Source organism: Pseudomaricurvus sp. ABR4_320 (genome assembly GCF_056159445.1).
In genome coordinates, this window is record NZ_JBSWVF010000001.1 from 496,587 (window position 1) to 512,631 (window position 16,045).

Genomic DNA, 16,045 nt, shown 5'->3' on the forward strand with positions numbered 1-16,045 from the left:
GACGAACTAAATTTCGATCACATGATGACGATTTTTACCTGCCGCCTTGGCGATATACATAGCCTCATCAGCGACAGACAATAATTTCTCCGCGGTATCTTCTCCGGTCTGATGACTGATCGCGACACCAATACTCGCTGATATATTAATTTTACCAACAGACAGTTTTACGGTCGTCGATGCCGCCCGGAGCAGTCGTTCGATTAACATCTCCAACTCTTTACCTGGCTCCAACCCAAGGACAACTGCGACGAATTCATCCCCGCCTACACGAGCCAGCGTATCTGTCTCTCGAATTAACTCATTTAATCGCGACGACACAATCGTCAGCAACTCGTCCCCGACCCTGTGGCCATGGTGATCATTAACGGCCTTAAACCCGTCGAGATCCAAATAGAAGACGGCGAGATACTCCCCGGTTCTTGCACAGAACTTCATCGCTTCTTCAAGTTTTTCCGCCAGCAGCAAACGATTGGGCAACGAGGTAAGGATGTCGTAAAACGCATTGTGCTCCAGCTCCTCCTGATACACTTTCTTTTCCGTGATATCAGAAAATACACCGACGTAATGAGTTTGCCGCCCCCGATTGTCCGCAACCGCAGATATCGCCAGATTGACGGCGAAAAGCTCACCCGATTTACTGGAGTTCCACAACTCTCCACTCCAGCGCCCCAGCTGGGTTAAATCCTGCCATAAACGGCGATAAAAGCCGTCATCGTGACGATCGGATTTGAGCAGCCGTGGGTTTTTCCCCTCCACGTCTTCACCGGAATAACCGGTTATCTGCTCAAACGCTTCATTGGTCTCAATAATGCGCCCCTCAGCATCGGTAATAATGATTCCTTCCTGGGTGTGTGAAAACACACTCGCAGCGAGCGCCAATCGCTTTTCCTGCAAAAAACGTTCGGTGATATCCATGCAGACTCCCTGCATTTGCAAAGGTTCGCCACGTTCATTACAGGTTACCTCGCCTTTGATCTCCAGATAGGCTTCACGCCCGTCATCGGCGACGCGGACTTCCAGATCAAAGGGGCGCTTGCCAGCCAGAGATGCATGCAGTACGACATCGAAATGGGTGCGATCATTTGCATGAATGGCAGACTCAAAATGCGCCAAAGCCAGCACCTTTTCACGGTTAGAAATACCCAGCAACTGTCGCGCTTGAGCCGACAACCAGAGTTGGTCACTCTCTATGTCCCACTCCCAGTTACCGAGGTGTGCGATAAACTGAGCGGCGATGAGGCGCTGTTCCGATTGGCGCAGTGCTCGTGTCTGTAACTGGAGCTCCCGAGTCCGCAGAATGACTTCGCGTTTCAATCGGCGATTAATGGCCCAGAGCCCGACAGCGATACCAGTGATCAGCAAAATGACGAGCAAAGTCCCTACCGCCCAGCGGGTATAAATTCCCCGACTGGAGTTCATATGCTCTAGGTAGTAGATACCTTTTAGCCCGTTAGTGTCCGGTACCATATCCAAATCCAGATATGTCTGGGCGATACGCTCCACTCGCTCTCGACTGAAATAGCCAATATTAACCAAGTCAGGGCGAATCAGCTTCTCGATTTGCTCGGCTTCATAGAGCAAATGAGAACGGGTTTTGCCGGGATTGTAATGATCAACGATCCAATCGACCATTTCCTCTCTGTTCGATAAGGCGTACACCCATCCCCGAATCGAAGCACGTCGAAACGCTTCAACTTCATGGGCATGTTCATCGAGGTATGATTCTTTAACAAACAGTGTATCGCCATAAAAATCAATGCCTTCGGCGTCCGGCGACAGCACATTGACAGCCACGCCCTTCTGCTGCAAATAGTAGGGCTGATCGGTGACGTACCCAGACATCGCATCTATCTTTCCGCGCAATAGCTCGTCGTCATTCATCGAGTGAGCAATATGTGTATGATTGCCGTAATTGATTCCAGCGCGGCGCAGCATGCCGGTCAGACTGCCCTCGTATTCAGACAGGGTATACATGATTGTTCGCCCCCGGAGCTGCTCGGGACGTGTTATTGACGAAGATGCCAAGGTGAGAATAGCGAGTGCTGACCGCTGAAAAATAGGCGCGACAATAACGAGCGGTTTACCCTGCAGACGCGCGCGAACAATACTGGAATCATTGACGCCGTATTGTGCGTCACCATCCAATACACTTTGCAAGGGCTGCTTATCCGGATCAGGCTCACGAAACTCAACTTCGAGCCCTTCTGCCGCATAATAGCCTTGCTTTTGCGCCGCATAATAGCCAGCAAACTGAAACTGATGGCGCCATTTCAGTTGCAGCACAACCTTCTTTGAAGATTGAACTGCCTCTGCAGAAGCCTCTGCACACCAGCCAGCAGCCGTGTGCAACGACAGCGTGATAGCGGTAACAAACGTTAGAAAAAATCGTAAGAACACTGCTGCTTTGCTTCCGTGCGTCTTCCCTGATACTCAACAATTCTACCAGCTCTGTCTTATACAAAGACAAAACAGGCGACAGAAATGTGATTCGTATCAATTACGGTTAAAACTACCCGACCGGCGGCACTGGCACTTCGGCAAAATCGTGACTGTCCAGTGGTCCCCTTTGCTCTCCGGAACCTCGAGACACAAGCGAAAAGGGCATTAAAGAAAAGTTAAGTAACTTTACACAATAATTCCCGAATTCGCCAATCCTAGACACGTAAATCGACACAGAGTTTCCGCCGTAGGTACGATCACACGAAATACGGCCATCGAGCCCAGCGCAATGTCACTGTTCATTGACGTCAGCTAAGGCTACACTGACCCCAATAAGTCAGACGCTTATGGTGCGCTTGTGTTTTAACCAAACGGTATAAATTTGCGTCGAACGATTCCCGAAAAAATTCAAACAGATCAATCATAAAGGCCCAGCTGGTAAGGAAATCATCGGAATGTCAAAACCTATCTGGTTTGGCCAACCCACGGTCGACCAAGTTCGCGAAATGATGCTTGGTACCATCGACGAAACCCTCGGTATAAAACTCACCCAAATCGGCCCTGATTTTTTGCAGGGTACAATGCCTGCCGATCAACGCACCTTTCAACCCACCGGCAGAATTCACGGCGGCGCGAATGTGGTACTGGCTGAAAGTTTGGGCAGCATCGGCGCCAATCTAACCGTCGACCCGTCTCGCTATCGCTGCTTCGGCATGGAGGTCAACGCCAATCATCTGAGGGGCGTGTCTCGGGGCGAGGTCATCGGCACAGCGCACCCGATTCATATGGGCAAAACCACCCAGGTCTGGGAGATCAAAATCGTCGATCACCGGGGTAAGCTGAGCTGTATTTCCCGATTAACCATGGCTGTGGTCGAATTACCTCAGACCTAATGAAAAGTGACAAACCCAGATAACAAGGAGCCATTTTGGGGTTAGCGACAAGCTCAATGATTTCTGTTTTTAGCAATGGACATAAGCTTCGCTGGTCCAACGCCCTGCTTCGCTGCTAGACAACTTATGACTCCCGGCTATTCCTTACATCAATCCGATGCCGCCACCACGCTGGTGTTTTCCGGCACCTGGCGCGAAGCTCACAAGCCGCCAACCTTTGCCGAGATGTCACGAACGCTGGAAGATGCCAAGCCCCGCCAACTGATTCTCACGCTGGATGGACACACCAGCTGGGATTCAACGTTGACCGCACGCCTCTACCAATGCTGGCGCTGGAGCTGTCAGCGCAATATTCCTTTGACGTTTCACGAATTGCCGCCGAATCTCTGCCGCATCATGGAATTGGCGATTGCTGTTCCACCACGAGATGTACATAAAACAGCAGACGAACACTGGTATTCTTCGCTGAATCCACTGCCCACGCTACGCCGAATCTGGAGCACCTTGCATTCCCAATGCACGTTTATCGGCGAAGTTATCTGTGGGTGTGGCAGACTCTGCGTCGGCCGCTCCGACATGCCAACCCGAGAGTTCTGGTCGTTTTTTCAACAATGCGGCCCCGAAGCACTGAAAATCATTGGCTTGATCAGCATTTTAGTGGGAATGATTTTGGCCTACCTGGGGGCAGTCCAACTACGTATGTTTGGTGCTGAATTGTACGTAGCCGATTTGGTTGCCATCGGTATGCTGCGAGAAATGGGCGCCTTTATGACAGCGATCATCGTCGCCGGACGTACTGGGGCAGCCTACGCGGCTCAGCTCGGCAGCATGCAGGCCAACGAAGAAATTGATGCGCTGACGACCTTGGGAATTTCGCCGATCGATTATCTGGTGATTCCCCGACTACTGGCCTTGATTATTGCCATGCCCATGCTGTGTATCTACGCCGACGTGCTGGGCATTCTCGGTGGAGCCCTGGTCGCCCTGGAAATGGATGTCTCCATGGTACAGTTCGCCGCCCAGGCCCGCGACGCCGCCACACCCAGCGTGATTCTTATTGGCGTCACGAAAAGTTTGGTGTTTGCAATGGTTATTGCCGTCGCCGGATGCAAGGCAGGTATGGCCAGCGGACGCAATTCTGCGGCGGTTGGCGCGGCGACAACCCGAGCCGTCGTCTCAGCCATTGTCTGGTTAGTGGTGTGGGATGCCATCTTTAATATTGCGTTAAGTCGGTTGGATATTTGATGACAAGTGTCCATATCGATGTCTGTAATCTCACCATGGCCTACGGTTCGCGCGTCGTTCAGGAACACCTGAACTTCCACATAAACCGCGGCGATATTTTTATCATAATGGGCGGCAGTGGCTGTGGCAAAAGTACCCTGTTAAAACACATGATCGGCCTCTATCAACCCCGTAAAGGTGATATCAAAATCAACGGCCAGAGCATTTCTCACGCCAGTCGACAGCACCGTATCGAAATGACACAAAGCTGGGGGGTGACCTTTCAAAGTGGCGCTCTGTTCAGTGATTTAACGCTGGCAGAAAATGTGAGTATCCCTCTGCGTCAACACACGAAACTCAGCAAAGGGGATATCGCAGAGCGAGCTCACTTTAAACTGGCGCTCGTCGGACTGGCAGGATTCGAAGACTACTATCCTGCTGAGATCAGTGGAGGAATGCAAAAACGAGCCGGACTCGCCCGAGCCATCGCCTTGGACCCTGAGCTGTTATTTTTCGACGAACCCTCTGCCGGGCTTGACCCTCTCAGCGCCCGACTGCTCGATGAACTTATACTAGAATTGCGAGAGACACTGGGATCTACGTTTGTTATTGTCACTCATGAATTGGAAAGTATCTTTACAATTGGGACAAACTCCGTTTTTCTCGATCCGGTAAGGCGTACACAGCTCGATTGTGGAAAACCGAGCGATCTCCTGCACCACAGTCATCATGTCGATGTGAGAAAGTTTCTACGTCGTGGCGCCCCAGAACCCGAGCCGGATGCTCAGTCTCAATGATCTCCAAAAACCGAAAGAGCAAGCATGTCAAAAAGCATTAGCGTCAGCGCGATTGGCGGTTTTTTTATCGGTATTGTTGGACTGGCCACCGCCCTGGTCATGTTCTTCGGTGGCGGCTACCTGGTTTCAGATTCTCAAAAATTCGAAATGGTGTTTAAGACGTCCATCAGTGGGCTGCGTGTTGGCGCACCGGTTGCGATCAAAGGGGTCAATATCGGCGAAGTCGTAGATATACGTGTCAAACTCGACAGTGACGATGTTACCGTCTACAACCACGTGATTGCCAGTATACGTCCAGAAGCCTTGTTCCGAGAGAAATCCGGGTCGGATATCGACGACGACACACTGCTGCAGGAAATGCTCGCCAATGGGTTAGGTGCACAACTAAAGTCACAGAGTCTGCTGACGGGATTGCTGTACATCAATGTCGATTTTTTTGGCGATGCCAATCCTCCGCGACTGGTTGACGTCAATACGGACTATCCGCAGTTTCCCACTGTCTGGTCAGACCTCGAAGAAATCTACAACATCTTCGAAGAAATCAACGTGGAACTCATGGCCGCTCAAGTGCACTCCTTACTCGGCTCGCTTAATGATCTCTTCAACCAACCAGAAACTCAGCAGCTTCCTGCCACACTGGCCTCGGCAGCGCGGTCCCTGGAGACTCTGGCAGTAAGCAGTCAGAAAGACATCAGTGCCATCAGTAAATCCTTGCAGCCTATTGGCCGCGAAGGCGAACAGCTGCTCAGTACGCTCAATCGCGACCTCCCTAATCTACTTGAAGATCTCGGAGAAACCTCTGCCAGTCTTCAGCAGGCCGCCTTAAAACTTGAGCATATGGCAGAAGATGGCAGCTATCTGCTCTCCGACGATTCGCCATTGATTTATCAGATGAGTCAGGCGGCGCAAGCCATGCGCAGAGCCGCCGATCAGGTAAATCGAATATCTGGCACCCTGGAGCGGGAACCAGAAGCTATTCTTAAAGGTAAACGCGCTCCCTGACCTCTGGCTACAGTTGCACTAATGATGAGATTTTCCCTGTTATCCCTGTTGACAAGCCTTTTTTTGACACTGTTACTCAGTGCTTGCGGTTCCAGCCCCCCTATCCGCTACTACTTATTACAACCACAGGCTAGCGCACAGGTTATTCCTACCGACAGCAATCAAAGCGTTGGCATAGGGCCAGTGCGTATTCCTGAATACCTGGCTGGCCGCTCTATTATTCGCGATGGCAGTAACTATCGGCTCGTCCGCAGTGAACTGGAACAATGGGGCGAAGATCTACAGATCTCCATGACCCGCATTCTCACCAGCAACATCATCACGTTAACGGGCAATGAACATGTACGCGCCTTTCCCTGGCACCGACAGGATGCTCCCGACCTCGCCTTTAAGGTGGAAATTCTGAATCTTTACGATGGCGGTGACGAATCCGTACTGCAAGCGCAATGGAGTTTACGCGCTCCCGACGAACGCCAATTATTGAAGGAAGGGATGCTCAATCTCAAAGCCCCTTTGAGCGGCGACAGTAGCCGTGCACTGGCCCAGTCGTACAGTGAACTGCTATTACAATTGAGCGAAGCGCTGGCGCGAGAACTCCAATCGTTTCAGGCTAAATCCTGATCGACGCCAGCACTCACAGAATCGGCGCGAACAGATAGCAGATTCTGGAAATCACCTTGCGAGCAAGCCCCCTTTGTTCCAGCGATGCTTTGGTCATCAACACTGAGTCCTCAAAATCCTCGACCAACATGCTTTCAACCTGTTTGGCAAAACCGCTATCGGTAATCAATGCTGTCACTTCGAAATTTAGCCGAAAAGAACGGTTGTCGAGATTAACCGTACCAATCCCCGCGGCTTTATCATCGACAAGAAAAACCTTCTGGTGCAGAAATCCCGCTTTGTAACGATAAACCTTTATCCCAGCATCGATGATCGGCCCCAGAAAAGAAAAGGATGCATGAAAGACCAAATCATGGTCTGGCTGATCTGGAATTAACAAGCGAACATCGACCCCGCGCAGCACCGCCAATTGCAATGCCGAGGAAACACCATCGTCCGGGATACAGTAAGGCGATGTAATCCAGATGCGTCGTTCAGCGGAAAATATCGCCTGCTGCAACATCAGACTGGCCGTGTCACGAACGTCCGCAGGACCGGATGGAATAATGAGCACCGGCAGATCTTCTGGCTGAGGACACAGTGTCCAACAAACCGGAAGAGTTTCTCCCGTTACCCAGTTCCAGTCTTCGGCAAAAACCATTTGCAGGCCGAGCACCGCGGGACCGGTTAGTTTTAAATGCGTATCACGCCAATGGCCGAGGCGGTCATGGCCATAGACATATTCGTCACCGACATTGTGTCCTCCGAGCCAACCCCAAACACCGTCAACGATGACAATTTTTCGATGGTTGCGAAAATTAATTTGAAATCGATTGCTGCTGCCCTGACGGGAATGGAATCGTTGGACCTGAACGCCACGATCTCGCAACGTCTGCAAAAACGCCTTGGGCAAGGCATGGCTGCCGATATCATCGTAGAGAAAGTACACAGACACGCCGCGAGACTGACAGGACAACATAGCCTCTTGCAAGCGCTTTCCGGTTCGATCATCTTTAACAATAAAAAACTGCACCAGAACATAATGACGAGCCGCCGCCATACCGGCAAGTATGCTGTCAAAAGTGGCCTGCCCGTCAATTAACAGTTCCGCCCGATTCCCTCTTAAAAACGGTAGCTGGGCAAGTCGCTGCACCGCTTCAATTTCTGGCTGTGGCGGCGAGCTAACCGGCGTCAGCTGAGTCAATGCCTGACGTTCAGCCTGCACTCGTTGGCGCAACGAACTATCGACCCGTCGACGTAAAGGGACATAGCCATGCAGACGATTTTGGCCAAACGCCCAATAGGCTGGCACCCCCAACCAGGGAAACATCAACAGGATTAACACCCATGCAATAACGCTTTGTGAACTGCGAACCATCAACAGCGCATGCACCGACGACAGGATTCCTGCAGCATGCACACTCGCTAAAAGTAGACTGATCCAAAGCAAAACCACGTGTCCTAACGATTGGCCTGGGGTTTCCAGAAGATATTAACAAGGGCACCGAGCACGATTAACCCACCCCCAATCCAAGTCCAGAGATCCGGCATTTCCGCAAACACCCACCACCCAATTATTGCGGCAAAAACCACCTGCAGATAGGAAAAGCTGGTCGCACGGCCGGCCGTTTCGGTTTGCATGGCCTTGGTCAATCCAATTTGACCAATCTGCGTGGACACTCCAACCCCCAATAACGTCAGCCAGGTTACGCCCTCCGGCATGACCGCATCATTACCCAAGAGAACGAGCGCAATCGGCAGGGTGATGATGGGGAAATAAAAAATGATGACCGACGGGTCTTCGCTGCGACTCAAACGGCGCACGAACACATAGGCGACACTGCTGCCGAGAGCACCCACAATGGCCGCCGTGATTGCCAGTGGCGGGTAGCCTGCCGACAGCGCCTCTGGGCCTGGGCGAACAATCGTCAGCAACCCAAGCAAACTCAACAGGATGCAGACCAGTGTTGGCATTTGCAGTCTTTCACGCAGAAATAACGCCGCGAGAACCGCTGTAAACATCGGATGCAAGTATTGCAATAACGTCGCCGTCGCAAAAGGTAAATGAACGACCGCATAGTACACACAGATTAACGCAACAGCGCCAACCAACCCACGCGCAAACAGCAGCCCCCGCTGGTTACCCAACAGCGAAATTCCCTTGCGGCGGACGTCCGCCCAACTGATAACACCGGAAATCAGCGACCTTGCTGCAACGATTTCCAGAATCGGAATACCGTCAGCGTGAGCGAGCTTAACGCACATACCCATACAGGCGAATCCCGCGGCGCTTAAGATCATGTAACGGGCGCCAAGGGGAACAGACGAGAGCAATTCAGACATAAACCAACTATGCTAAGAAGGACAGAGACGACAGTCCCCATAAAACCAGGGCACATTAGCACAGACGTTCCCTAGACCAAAACAACCTCATTCGGCCACCTTTCACGGGAATGACAGGATGGCCTGTTAACATCAGACGGGAAACTGCTGTTGCCTGTCAGGAAATTCGGTATGACCTACAAATTCTTCAAGATACTTTCCCCCATCTGCTTCGGCCTGGCTCTCACCGCTTGCGGTGGCGGAGGTGGCGGCGGTAGCAGCGACGATGACGGAGATTCTGGCGGCGGTTCAACGCCTCCGGTTAACAACACATCCGGCCTCTCTGGTACGATCACCTATGATCGTGTCCCCCATGACGACAGCACCAATGGCCTGGATTATGACGAAACTTATAGCGCCCCCGCCCGCGGCCTGGTCGTGCAGTTGCTGGATGCCAACGGCAGCGAAATCGACCTAACGACCACAGATGCTGCCGGCTTTTATCAATTTGATGTAGAACCCAACGTCGATGTTCGAGTGAGAGTCAGAGCGGAAATGCGAGCATCGCTGAGCGGCATTGGCGATGTCACTGTGACAGACAATACCTCGGATAACGCGCTCTATGTCCTCAACGGTCAACTCTTGTCGACGGGAAGTGGCGCGAGTGTTCGCGATCTGCACGCAGCCTCCGGATGGAACACCAGCAGCAGCACCTACGATTCAACCCGCGCAGCTGCGCCTTTCGCCATCCTGGACATTATTTACGAAGGGATGGAAGCGCTCAGTAGCGTCGACACAGACCTGACGCTTCCCGCACTGGAAGTTCGATGGAGTGAAAATAACATCGCTGCCAGCGGTGATTATGCCGACGGCGACATCGGCACCAGCTTTTACACCAGTGCTGGCGATGTGATCTATTTGCTCGGTGCGGCAGATAACGACAGTGACGAGTACGATCAACACCTCATCGTGCATGAATGGGGACATTTTATTGAATCGGTACTCGCCCGCTCAGATTCAATTGGCGGCGGACACAGTATCACCGATCGGCTGGATATGCGTGTCGCCTGGTCAGAAGGCTGGAGCAATGCCCTGGCAGCCATGATACTCAATGACCCAATCTATCAGGACAGCGGCGGCCTTCAGCAAGCCTTTGGGTTCGCCATTGATATGGAAGAGAACAATTATTCCGATCGAGGTTGGTTTGTCGAAGCGTCGATACACTCATTGCTGTACGACATTTTTGATTCCGCCGAGGATGGTGCCGACACTCTAGCACTGGGACTAGGCCCCATCTACGCTACGCTGACGGACAATGAGTATCTGACCTTCCCCGGTTTTGCTTCCGTCTTTCTGTTTCTCGAACAATTCAGAACCCTTTACCCCAGCCAAACTGCAGCTGTGAACGCATTAGCTGCAGCCCAGGAAATCGGAGTTGCTGATGCCTGGGGGGTGGGAGAAACCAACGACGGAGACATCGCGGCCCTGCTGCCGATCTACCAGACTGGCAGTATCGGCAGCAGCCAGACCCTGTGTACCTTTGATGATTACAGCAGCGATGGTGATACCAATCGCCTGGGAAATCATCGCTACCTTCGTATTACCAGCGTAAGTGGAGGAAGCTATCGGATACAGCTGACTGAAAGCGGTTCCAGCCCCACCTCTGGCACGACGCCCAACCTGTATATTTTTAATAATTTAGGCTTTTATCGAGAACTGACGGCGACCAGCAGCGGCGCCATTGATTGGAGCGGCACTTTGACCGAAAGTGATTATCTGCTCGATCTCTTTGAGCTGGACGCGCAAGCCGCCTGCTACAGCCTGGTCATCACACAGAATTAAGGACGCACTCATGAATCCATCACATAACTATGTCGTTCGCTGCACGCAATCTGCGATTTTCAGCCTATTTGTCCTGACCGGCTGTAATGCCTCTCAGCCAAACTCCCAGCACAACGACGCCATCAGTCGCAGCGCGCCCATTGTCGCCAGTCAAGGAGAGTTCAAACCCGCAATCGCCAAACCAGGGGCTCCCGTCACCCTAACCCACGATTATGACGGCCATACGGACAATGGTCAGGTGGAATCCTTTACGGCAAAATTGTCCGCCACACAGCCCCTTGATACCATCACTGTGCAGCTGTCTGCGCCGGCCGGGCTTTTGGTCAATACAGAAACGGAGATCAGTGTTTCGAATTTTGGCAATGACATTCTGGATATCCCCATCACTGTTCAATCAGTAAGCGATGGCAAGTTCTACATCAACCTGTTTGTAGAATCCAAATCGGGCAGCCGCAGCATGAATCGCTCCTTTGCCATTCCGATCGACGTTGGCGAAGCCTCACAACAGAAATCGGCGACGAGCAAAGATGCCGATGCGGTTCCCATTGTCGAACTTCCCGCCGAAGAAACCGTGATGCCAAAGAACTGAGGCTGGTCTCAGTTCTTTGGTTCAGATTCGGGATAGCGGTAGCCGATGACAACCTCAGGATTACTGCCATCGGCCAGGGTAATATTACTGGGACCTCGATATTCCAAAAGACGCTGATCCGACAGAGAAAACTGCATTTTGATGGGCGATATCAGCATTCGCAAAAGGAAGGCGTTGGGCTCAACCTGCAAACACAATGCTTCGGCGCGTGAACCACAGTCTCCTTTGCGCATTCTCAATACAGCATGCTGACCTCGAGCGACAAGCGGAAAGTGAAACTCGACTATGCTTCCCTTGAGTAACTCATCCCAGCGGGTTCGAATCAGCCCTTCCATCCCCGCATCGACCGCCGTGATCGCCTGATTTTCCAGAGAGTATTGCTCTTCCTTTGCGTCGGTACTGTCCCGATAGCGAATGTCCAGTTCCGCTTCTGAAACGGAGACGTCAATTTCACGCCCGTTGAGATGGTTGCGCTGCCTGACATCCGGAACTGTCGGCCCCAAACGAAACCACAGCTGCTTCTCTACCAGCAGACGGCCATCGGGTGTTTTGTACACCACATAGTCCGGCGTCTGCGATCGATCAGTCGCAGGCAAATGATAGTGATATTCCCGATACACCAGTTGCCGAGAATCTCGATCTTTGGCCTCCCCAACGGCGTATAGAGTGGCGCCATCGGGCACCGCCGCCCACACGGGAAGGCTGACCAATAAAGCGAGACTCAGCAGAATCATTCGAGAAGGCTGCAGGCGGTAACGACCCAGCCGACAAGTGCGACCGGGAGAACGAAAGGCAATTTTTATCATGGGCGATTTTACTGAAACACGTTGACTACAGACAGTATGGCAGAGCAGTCAGTTCAAACTGGACGAAATCCTCTCGCCAGTTCCGCTCTCGGCTTCGCCATAAGCACTTGCACCGTACTGATAGCACGCTCTTGAAAGCCCCCTTCACAGTAGGCCAGGTAAAACTCCCACATGCGCCGGAAATCCGCCCTAAAACCCAGCGCCTCAACGTCATTTTGCCGCGCCATAAATCGCTGGCGCCAGTCTTTCAGGGTCAACGCGTAGTCACGGCCCATATCGCGCAAATCAACCATCATCATGTCAGTACACCGCGATACACAATCCGCCATGACCGCGACCGAAGGCAAACTGCCTCCGGGAAAGATATATTTTTGAATAAAGTCGACAGAACGCTTGGCGTCGTCAAATCGTTGATCAGCGATGGTGATGGCCTGCAACATCATCAACCCTTCGGGCTTCAGAAGTTGCGAACACATCCGAAAATACTGGTCGTAGAATTGATGCCCTACAGCCTCGATCATCTCGATGGAAACCAGTTTGTCATAGGATCCCTGTAACTCACGGTAATCATCCAGTAATACCGTAATCTGATCCTTCAACCCCAGGGCATCCACCCGCGCTTGGACCCATTCAAATTGTTCGCGGGATAATGTCGTTGTGGTGACGCGGCAGCCATAATTCTGCGCTGCGTGAATTGCCATGCCCCCCCAGCCAGAGCCAATTTCCAAGAGATGGTCACTGGGGTTGAGCTGCAGTTGCTGACACACCCTTTCCAACTTCGTCACAGCGGCTTCTTCCAGAGAGGTCGAATCCGTCCGGTAGATCGCGGCCGAATACATCATTTGGGGGTCGAGGAACAATTCAAAGAACTTATTGCTGAGGTCGTAGTGGGCTGCGATATTTTGCCGCGAACCGCTCAGACTGTTTGCCCGACCGCGATGGGCAATACGATTCAATAGCGACGATAGCAGCGGCCAACGGCGGTCCAATTTATTTAAGAGGTCGATGTTCCGAGCAAAAACGCGAATCAAAGCGACCAAATCCGGCGACGACCAAGCGCCATCAATATAACTTTCACCTGCACCTATGGAACCGTCACTCAACAGACTGCGATACGCCCAGGGTTGATGGATTACGATCTGCGCTTTTAACTCAGATGACGTGTCACCAAAAACAAAATGCTCACCATTTTCTTCGACCGCCAATTCACAGTCCTGCAACTGACCGAGAAAACGCAATACCACTTTGCGGGCCAACCCGTCGAGAAAACTGCCCTGCCGTTTACGGGATTGCAGGTCACCAATACTCTGTTCACTCATAACTACGCATACTTTATTTATGTCAGGGTTATCATCCCGGATGATCAAAAATCGGCACCCGTTTTAGCCAAAGTCGCGCCGCCTGCCAGTAAATTGCGGTCGCCACCTTTAATGTCATGAGCGGGTAACGCAGCAGCAAACCATCCAGTTTACCGGGTATCAACGGCTCACGCTTCAGCGACAAGGTCGCGGTAAAATTGCATTCACCGTCAATCTCATTGCGCAATTCAGCAGACAACACCTCTCCAGGGCAGTTGCTCTGCCAATGGTAGCGGACATTCATAGGGTTGAAAGGCGATACGTGCATTGCCTTGTCAAACGAAATACGCTGGAGATCCTGCTCGGGGTCACAGGCCAGGACATAGGTTGTTTTCTCGTTCCAGGGCGTATTGGTCACCTCCAGAACCTGCGCTCGCAGACGATTATCTAAATCATAGCAATAGTAGACGCTGATCGGATTCATCGTCTTGCCGAAATAGCGCAGATTGGTCAATAGGCAGACAGCCCCCTGCAGATCGAGCCCCAATTCTGTTGCCACCAGTTCGCGCACACTATCCAATAACGGCCGCTCGGGATCCCCGAGATAATCACTGCGCACAAAGCGGGCGGGAAAGCCCCGTCGGGTCGACCAGCCACGTCCCATCGACAAGACGTCATCAAGCTCAGCAAGGTCTAGATACACCATAAAACACTGATAGCGGAAGCTGTGCTGTCGGGGAGTCAAACGCCGATGTCCAACCCATCCCGTATAAATCGCGCTGCGTTCGATCACCATTCAGCCCCAAGTCCACGGGCGACCCGAATGCCGCTAAGACATCCATCTTCATGGAAGCCATTGGCCCAGTAGGCACCACAATACCAAGTGCGATTAACACCGTTAATCTCTGGCCAGCGCTCTGCCGCTGCCACAGACGCTAATGAAAATGCGGGATGGGCGTAGGTGTAACGGCCCAAAATTGCAGTAGGATCTATTTGATCATCATTGTTCAACGAGACACAGAAGGTTTCTGGAGCACTAAGTCCCTGCAGAATGTTCATGTTATAGGTAACCAGCGCCTGAGCTGCGTTGGTTGCGTTGCCTTGGAGATGATAATTCCACGCCGCCCAGGCTCTGCGTCGACTCGGTAGCAAACGCGTATCGGTGTGCAAAATAACGGAATTATCCTGGTACGGCATTCGCCCCAGTATGTCGGTCTCTTGAGGACTGGCATCTGTCAGCATCGCCAAGGCCTGATCGCTGTGGCAAGCAAATATAACCTGATCAAAAACCTCCGAGCCCTGCGCACTCTCTACGGTGACACCGCCGTCGTCGCGAGTTACCCGGTGTACAGGTGTATTGCTGAGAACTCTGGCCCGCATTCCTTTCAGCAGCGCCGTCACGTAACTGGCTGATCCACCTTCGACGACACGCCACTGGGGACGATTAGAGACTTGCAATAAGCCATGATTCTTGAAGAAACGCACAAAGAACTGCAGTGGAAAATCCAGCATATCCGCCAAGCCGGCAGACCAAATGGCGCTTCCCATTGGGATCAGGTAATGATTGCGAAAGGCTTGGCCGTAACCGTGCGCGGACAGATACTCACCAAGGGTTTCACCCGCGCTGATAGACCCGGCTTCCAAGTCCTTTAAGGCCTCGCGATTAAACCGGAGAATATCCGCCAACATTTTCCAAAAGTCGGGCTTGACCAAATTACGGCGTTGAGCGAAGAGCCCATTGAGGGTACCGCCGTTATATTCGAGGCCAGTATCTGCAGCGTGGACACTGAAGCTCATTTCCGTCGCCTGAGCGCCAATGCCTAATTGACCGAGGAGGCGAATGAAATTGGGATAGGTGGCGTCATTAAAAACGATAAACCCGGTATCGATGTTATAGCGACCGCTGGCTACCTCGACACTGCGCGTTGCTGTGTGACCACCTATCCAATCCTCTGCCTCATACAAGGTCAGCTCGTGCTCGGCATCCAATAAGTAGGCAGAGGTCAGTCCGGAAATACCTGTGCCGATAACCGCAATCTTCAATCAATCAACCCTATATAACCTAGAAAATCTCCCGAAAAGAAGCAATTCGGCGCCAAACTCGGTTAATTTGGCAGGATGCTAGCACTTCAGGCGCGGTGCAAGGTACCGACTCAATCAGTCAGGCACAAGTCCCAAAGTGGCCAAGTAAACGGCCAAAGCCTGAGACTTAACTGCGCGGAAAAACCGT

Annotated in this window: 14 protein-coding genes; 7 read left to right on the plus strand and 7 right to left on the minus strand. The window is 52.2% G+C overall.

The genetic code is table 11. The features are described from left to right. Positions 1-6: 6 nt before the first annotated feature. Positions 7-2,400, minus strand: a complete 2,394-nt coding sequence (locus ACXAFR_RS02135) for an ABC transporter substrate-binding protein (protein WP_475171468.1) — start codon at positions 2,398-2,400, stop codon at positions 7-9. Positions 2,401-2,897: 497 nt separating this feature from the next. Here ACXAFR_RS02135 and ACXAFR_RS02140 point away from each other — a divergent pair, with 497 nt between their 5' ends. From ACXAFR_RS02140 to ACXAFR_RS02160, 5 genes are all read left to right on the plus strand, one after another. Then, positions 2,898-3,335, plus strand: coding sequence for a hotdog fold thioesterase (locus ACXAFR_RS02140; RefSeq protein WP_475171471.1), 438 nt, complete (start codon positions 2,898-2,900; stop codon positions 3,333-3,335). 126 nt (positions 3,336-3,461) lie between these two features. Beyond that, on the plus strand, positions 3,462-4,580 hold the full coding sequence (locus tag ACXAFR_RS02145; RefSeq protein ID WP_475171474.1) for an MlaE family ABC transporter permease: 1,119 nt from the start codon (positions 3,462-3,464) through the stop codon (positions 4,578-4,580). Continuing rightward, positions 4,580-5,356 (plus strand): ABC transporter ATP-binding protein, encoded by a 777-nt coding sequence (locus tag ACXAFR_RS02150; RefSeq protein WP_475171478.1) that lies wholly within the window; start codon positions 4,580-4,582, stop codon positions 5,354-5,356. Before ACXAFR_RS02145 ends, ACXAFR_RS02150 begins: the two co-directional genes overlap by 1 nt. Before the next feature lie 24 nt (positions 5,357-5,380). Then, a complete protein-coding gene (locus ACXAFR_RS02155) occupies positions 5,381-6,358 on the plus strand; it encodes an MlaD family protein (RefSeq protein WP_475171480.1) in 978 nt (325 codons plus the stop codon). Between the two features lie 21 nt (positions 6,359-6,379). Continuing rightward, a complete protein-coding gene (locus ACXAFR_RS02160) occupies positions 6,380-6,979 on the plus strand; it encodes a PqiC family protein (protein ID WP_475171482.1) in 600 nt (199 codons plus the stop codon). Between the two features lie 13 nt (positions 6,980-6,992). Here ACXAFR_RS02160 and cls read toward each other — a convergent pair whose 3' ends face one another. Next, positions 6,993-8,408, minus strand: a complete 1,416-nt coding sequence (gene cls / locus ACXAFR_RS02165) for a cardiolipin synthase (protein WP_475171484.1) — start codon at positions 8,406-8,408, stop codon at positions 6,993-6,995. 11 nt (positions 8,409-8,419) lie between these two features. Continuing rightward, on the minus strand, positions 8,420-9,301 hold the full coding sequence (locus ACXAFR_RS02170) for a DMT family transporter (protein WP_475171485.1): 882 nt from the start codon (positions 9,299-9,301) through the stop codon (positions 8,420-8,422). 171 nt (positions 9,302-9,472) lie between these two features. On the opposite strand from ACXAFR_RS02170, the gene ACXAFR_RS02175 reads away from it, so the two are divergent. Both ACXAFR_RS02175 and ACXAFR_RS02180 read left to right on the plus strand, forming a co-directional pair. Continuing rightward, a complete protein-coding gene (locus ACXAFR_RS02175; RefSeq protein WP_475171488.1) occupies positions 9,473-11,122 on the plus strand; it encodes a hypothetical protein in 1,650 nt (549 codons plus the stop codon). Positions 11,123-11,132: 10 nt separating this feature from the next. Beyond that, a complete protein-coding gene (locus ACXAFR_RS02180) occupies positions 11,133-11,711 on the plus strand; it encodes a hypothetical protein (RefSeq protein ID WP_475171490.1) in 579 nt (192 codons plus the stop codon). An 8-nt stretch (positions 11,712-11,719) separates the two neighbouring features. Here ACXAFR_RS02180 and ACXAFR_RS02185 read toward each other — a convergent pair whose 3' ends face one another. Genes ACXAFR_RS02185 through ACXAFR_RS02200 form a run of 4 tightly spaced genes read right to left on the minus strand, consistent with a single transcriptional unit; the run spans position 11,720 to position 15,858 of the window. Further along, positions 11,720-12,517: a hypothetical protein gene (locus ACXAFR_RS02185; protein ID WP_475171491.1), complete on the minus strand. Its 798-nt coding sequence runs from the start codon at positions 12,515-12,517 to the stop codon at positions 11,720-11,722. Between the two features lie 53 nt (positions 12,518-12,570). Continuing rightward, a complete protein-coding gene (locus ACXAFR_RS02190) occupies positions 12,571-13,836 on the minus strand; it encodes a class I SAM-dependent methyltransferase (protein ID WP_475171492.1) in 1,266 nt (421 codons plus the stop codon). Positions 13,837-13,867: 31 nt separating this feature from the next. After that, positions 13,868-14,611, minus strand: coding sequence for a DUF1365 domain-containing protein (locus ACXAFR_RS02195; protein ID WP_475171494.1), 744 nt, complete (start codon positions 14,609-14,611; stop codon positions 13,868-13,870). Continuing rightward, complete coding sequence (locus ACXAFR_RS02200; protein WP_475171495.1) at positions 14,605-15,858, minus strand: NAD(P)/FAD-dependent oxidoreductase; 1,254 nt, start codon at positions 15,856-15,858, stop codon at positions 14,605-14,607. Before ACXAFR_RS02200 ends, ACXAFR_RS02195 begins: the two co-directional genes overlap by 7 nt. Positions 15,859-16,045: the final 187 nt, after the last annotated feature.

What these genes read in the sequence shown, in the direction of transcription:
- ACXAFR_RS02180 (WP_475171490.1), top strand. Translation starts at nt 11,133, where the DNA reads ATGAATCCATCACATAACTATGTCGTTCGCTGCACGCAATCTGCGATT.
- ACXAFR_RS02190 (WP_475171492.1), bottom strand. Translation starts at nt 13,836, where the DNA reads ATGAGTGAACAGAGTATTGGTGACCTGCAATCCCGTAAACGGCAGGGC.
- ACXAFR_RS02175 (WP_475171488.1), top strand. Translation starts at nt 9,473, where the DNA reads ATGACCTACAAATTCTTCAAGATACTTTCCCCCATCTGCTTCGGCCTG.
- ACXAFR_RS02145 (WP_475171474.1), top strand. Translation starts at nt 3,462, where the DNA reads ATGACTCCCGGCTATTCCTTACATCAATCCGATGCCGCCACCACGCTG.
- ACXAFR_RS02170 (WP_475171485.1), bottom strand. Translation starts at nt 9,301, where the DNA reads ATGTCTGAATTGCTCTCGTCTGTTCCCCTTGGCGCCCGTTACATGATC.
- ACXAFR_RS02155 (WP_475171480.1), top strand. Translation starts at nt 5,381, where the DNA reads ATGTCAAAAAGCATTAGCGTCAGCGCGATTGGCGGTTTTTTTATCGGT.
- ACXAFR_RS02160 (WP_475171482.1), top strand. Translation starts at nt 6,380, where the DNA reads ATGATGAGATTTTCCCTGTTATCCCTGTTGACAAGCCTTTTTTTGACA.
- ACXAFR_RS02195 (WP_475171494.1), bottom strand. Translation starts at nt 14,611, where the DNA reads ATGGTGATCGAACGCAGCGCGATTTATACGGGATGGGTTGGACATCGG.
- ACXAFR_RS02185 (WP_475171491.1), bottom strand. Translation starts at nt 12,517, where the DNA reads ATGATAAAAATTGCCTTTCGTTCTCCCGGTCGCACTTGTCGGCTGGGT.
- ACXAFR_RS02140 (WP_475171471.1), top strand. Translation starts at nt 2,898, where the DNA reads ATGTCAAAACCTATCTGGTTTGGCCAACCCACGGTCGACCAAGTTCGC.
- ACXAFR_RS02150 (WP_475171478.1), top strand. Translation starts at nt 4,580, where the DNA reads ATGACAAGTGTCCATATCGATGTCTGTAATCTCACCATGGCCTACGGT.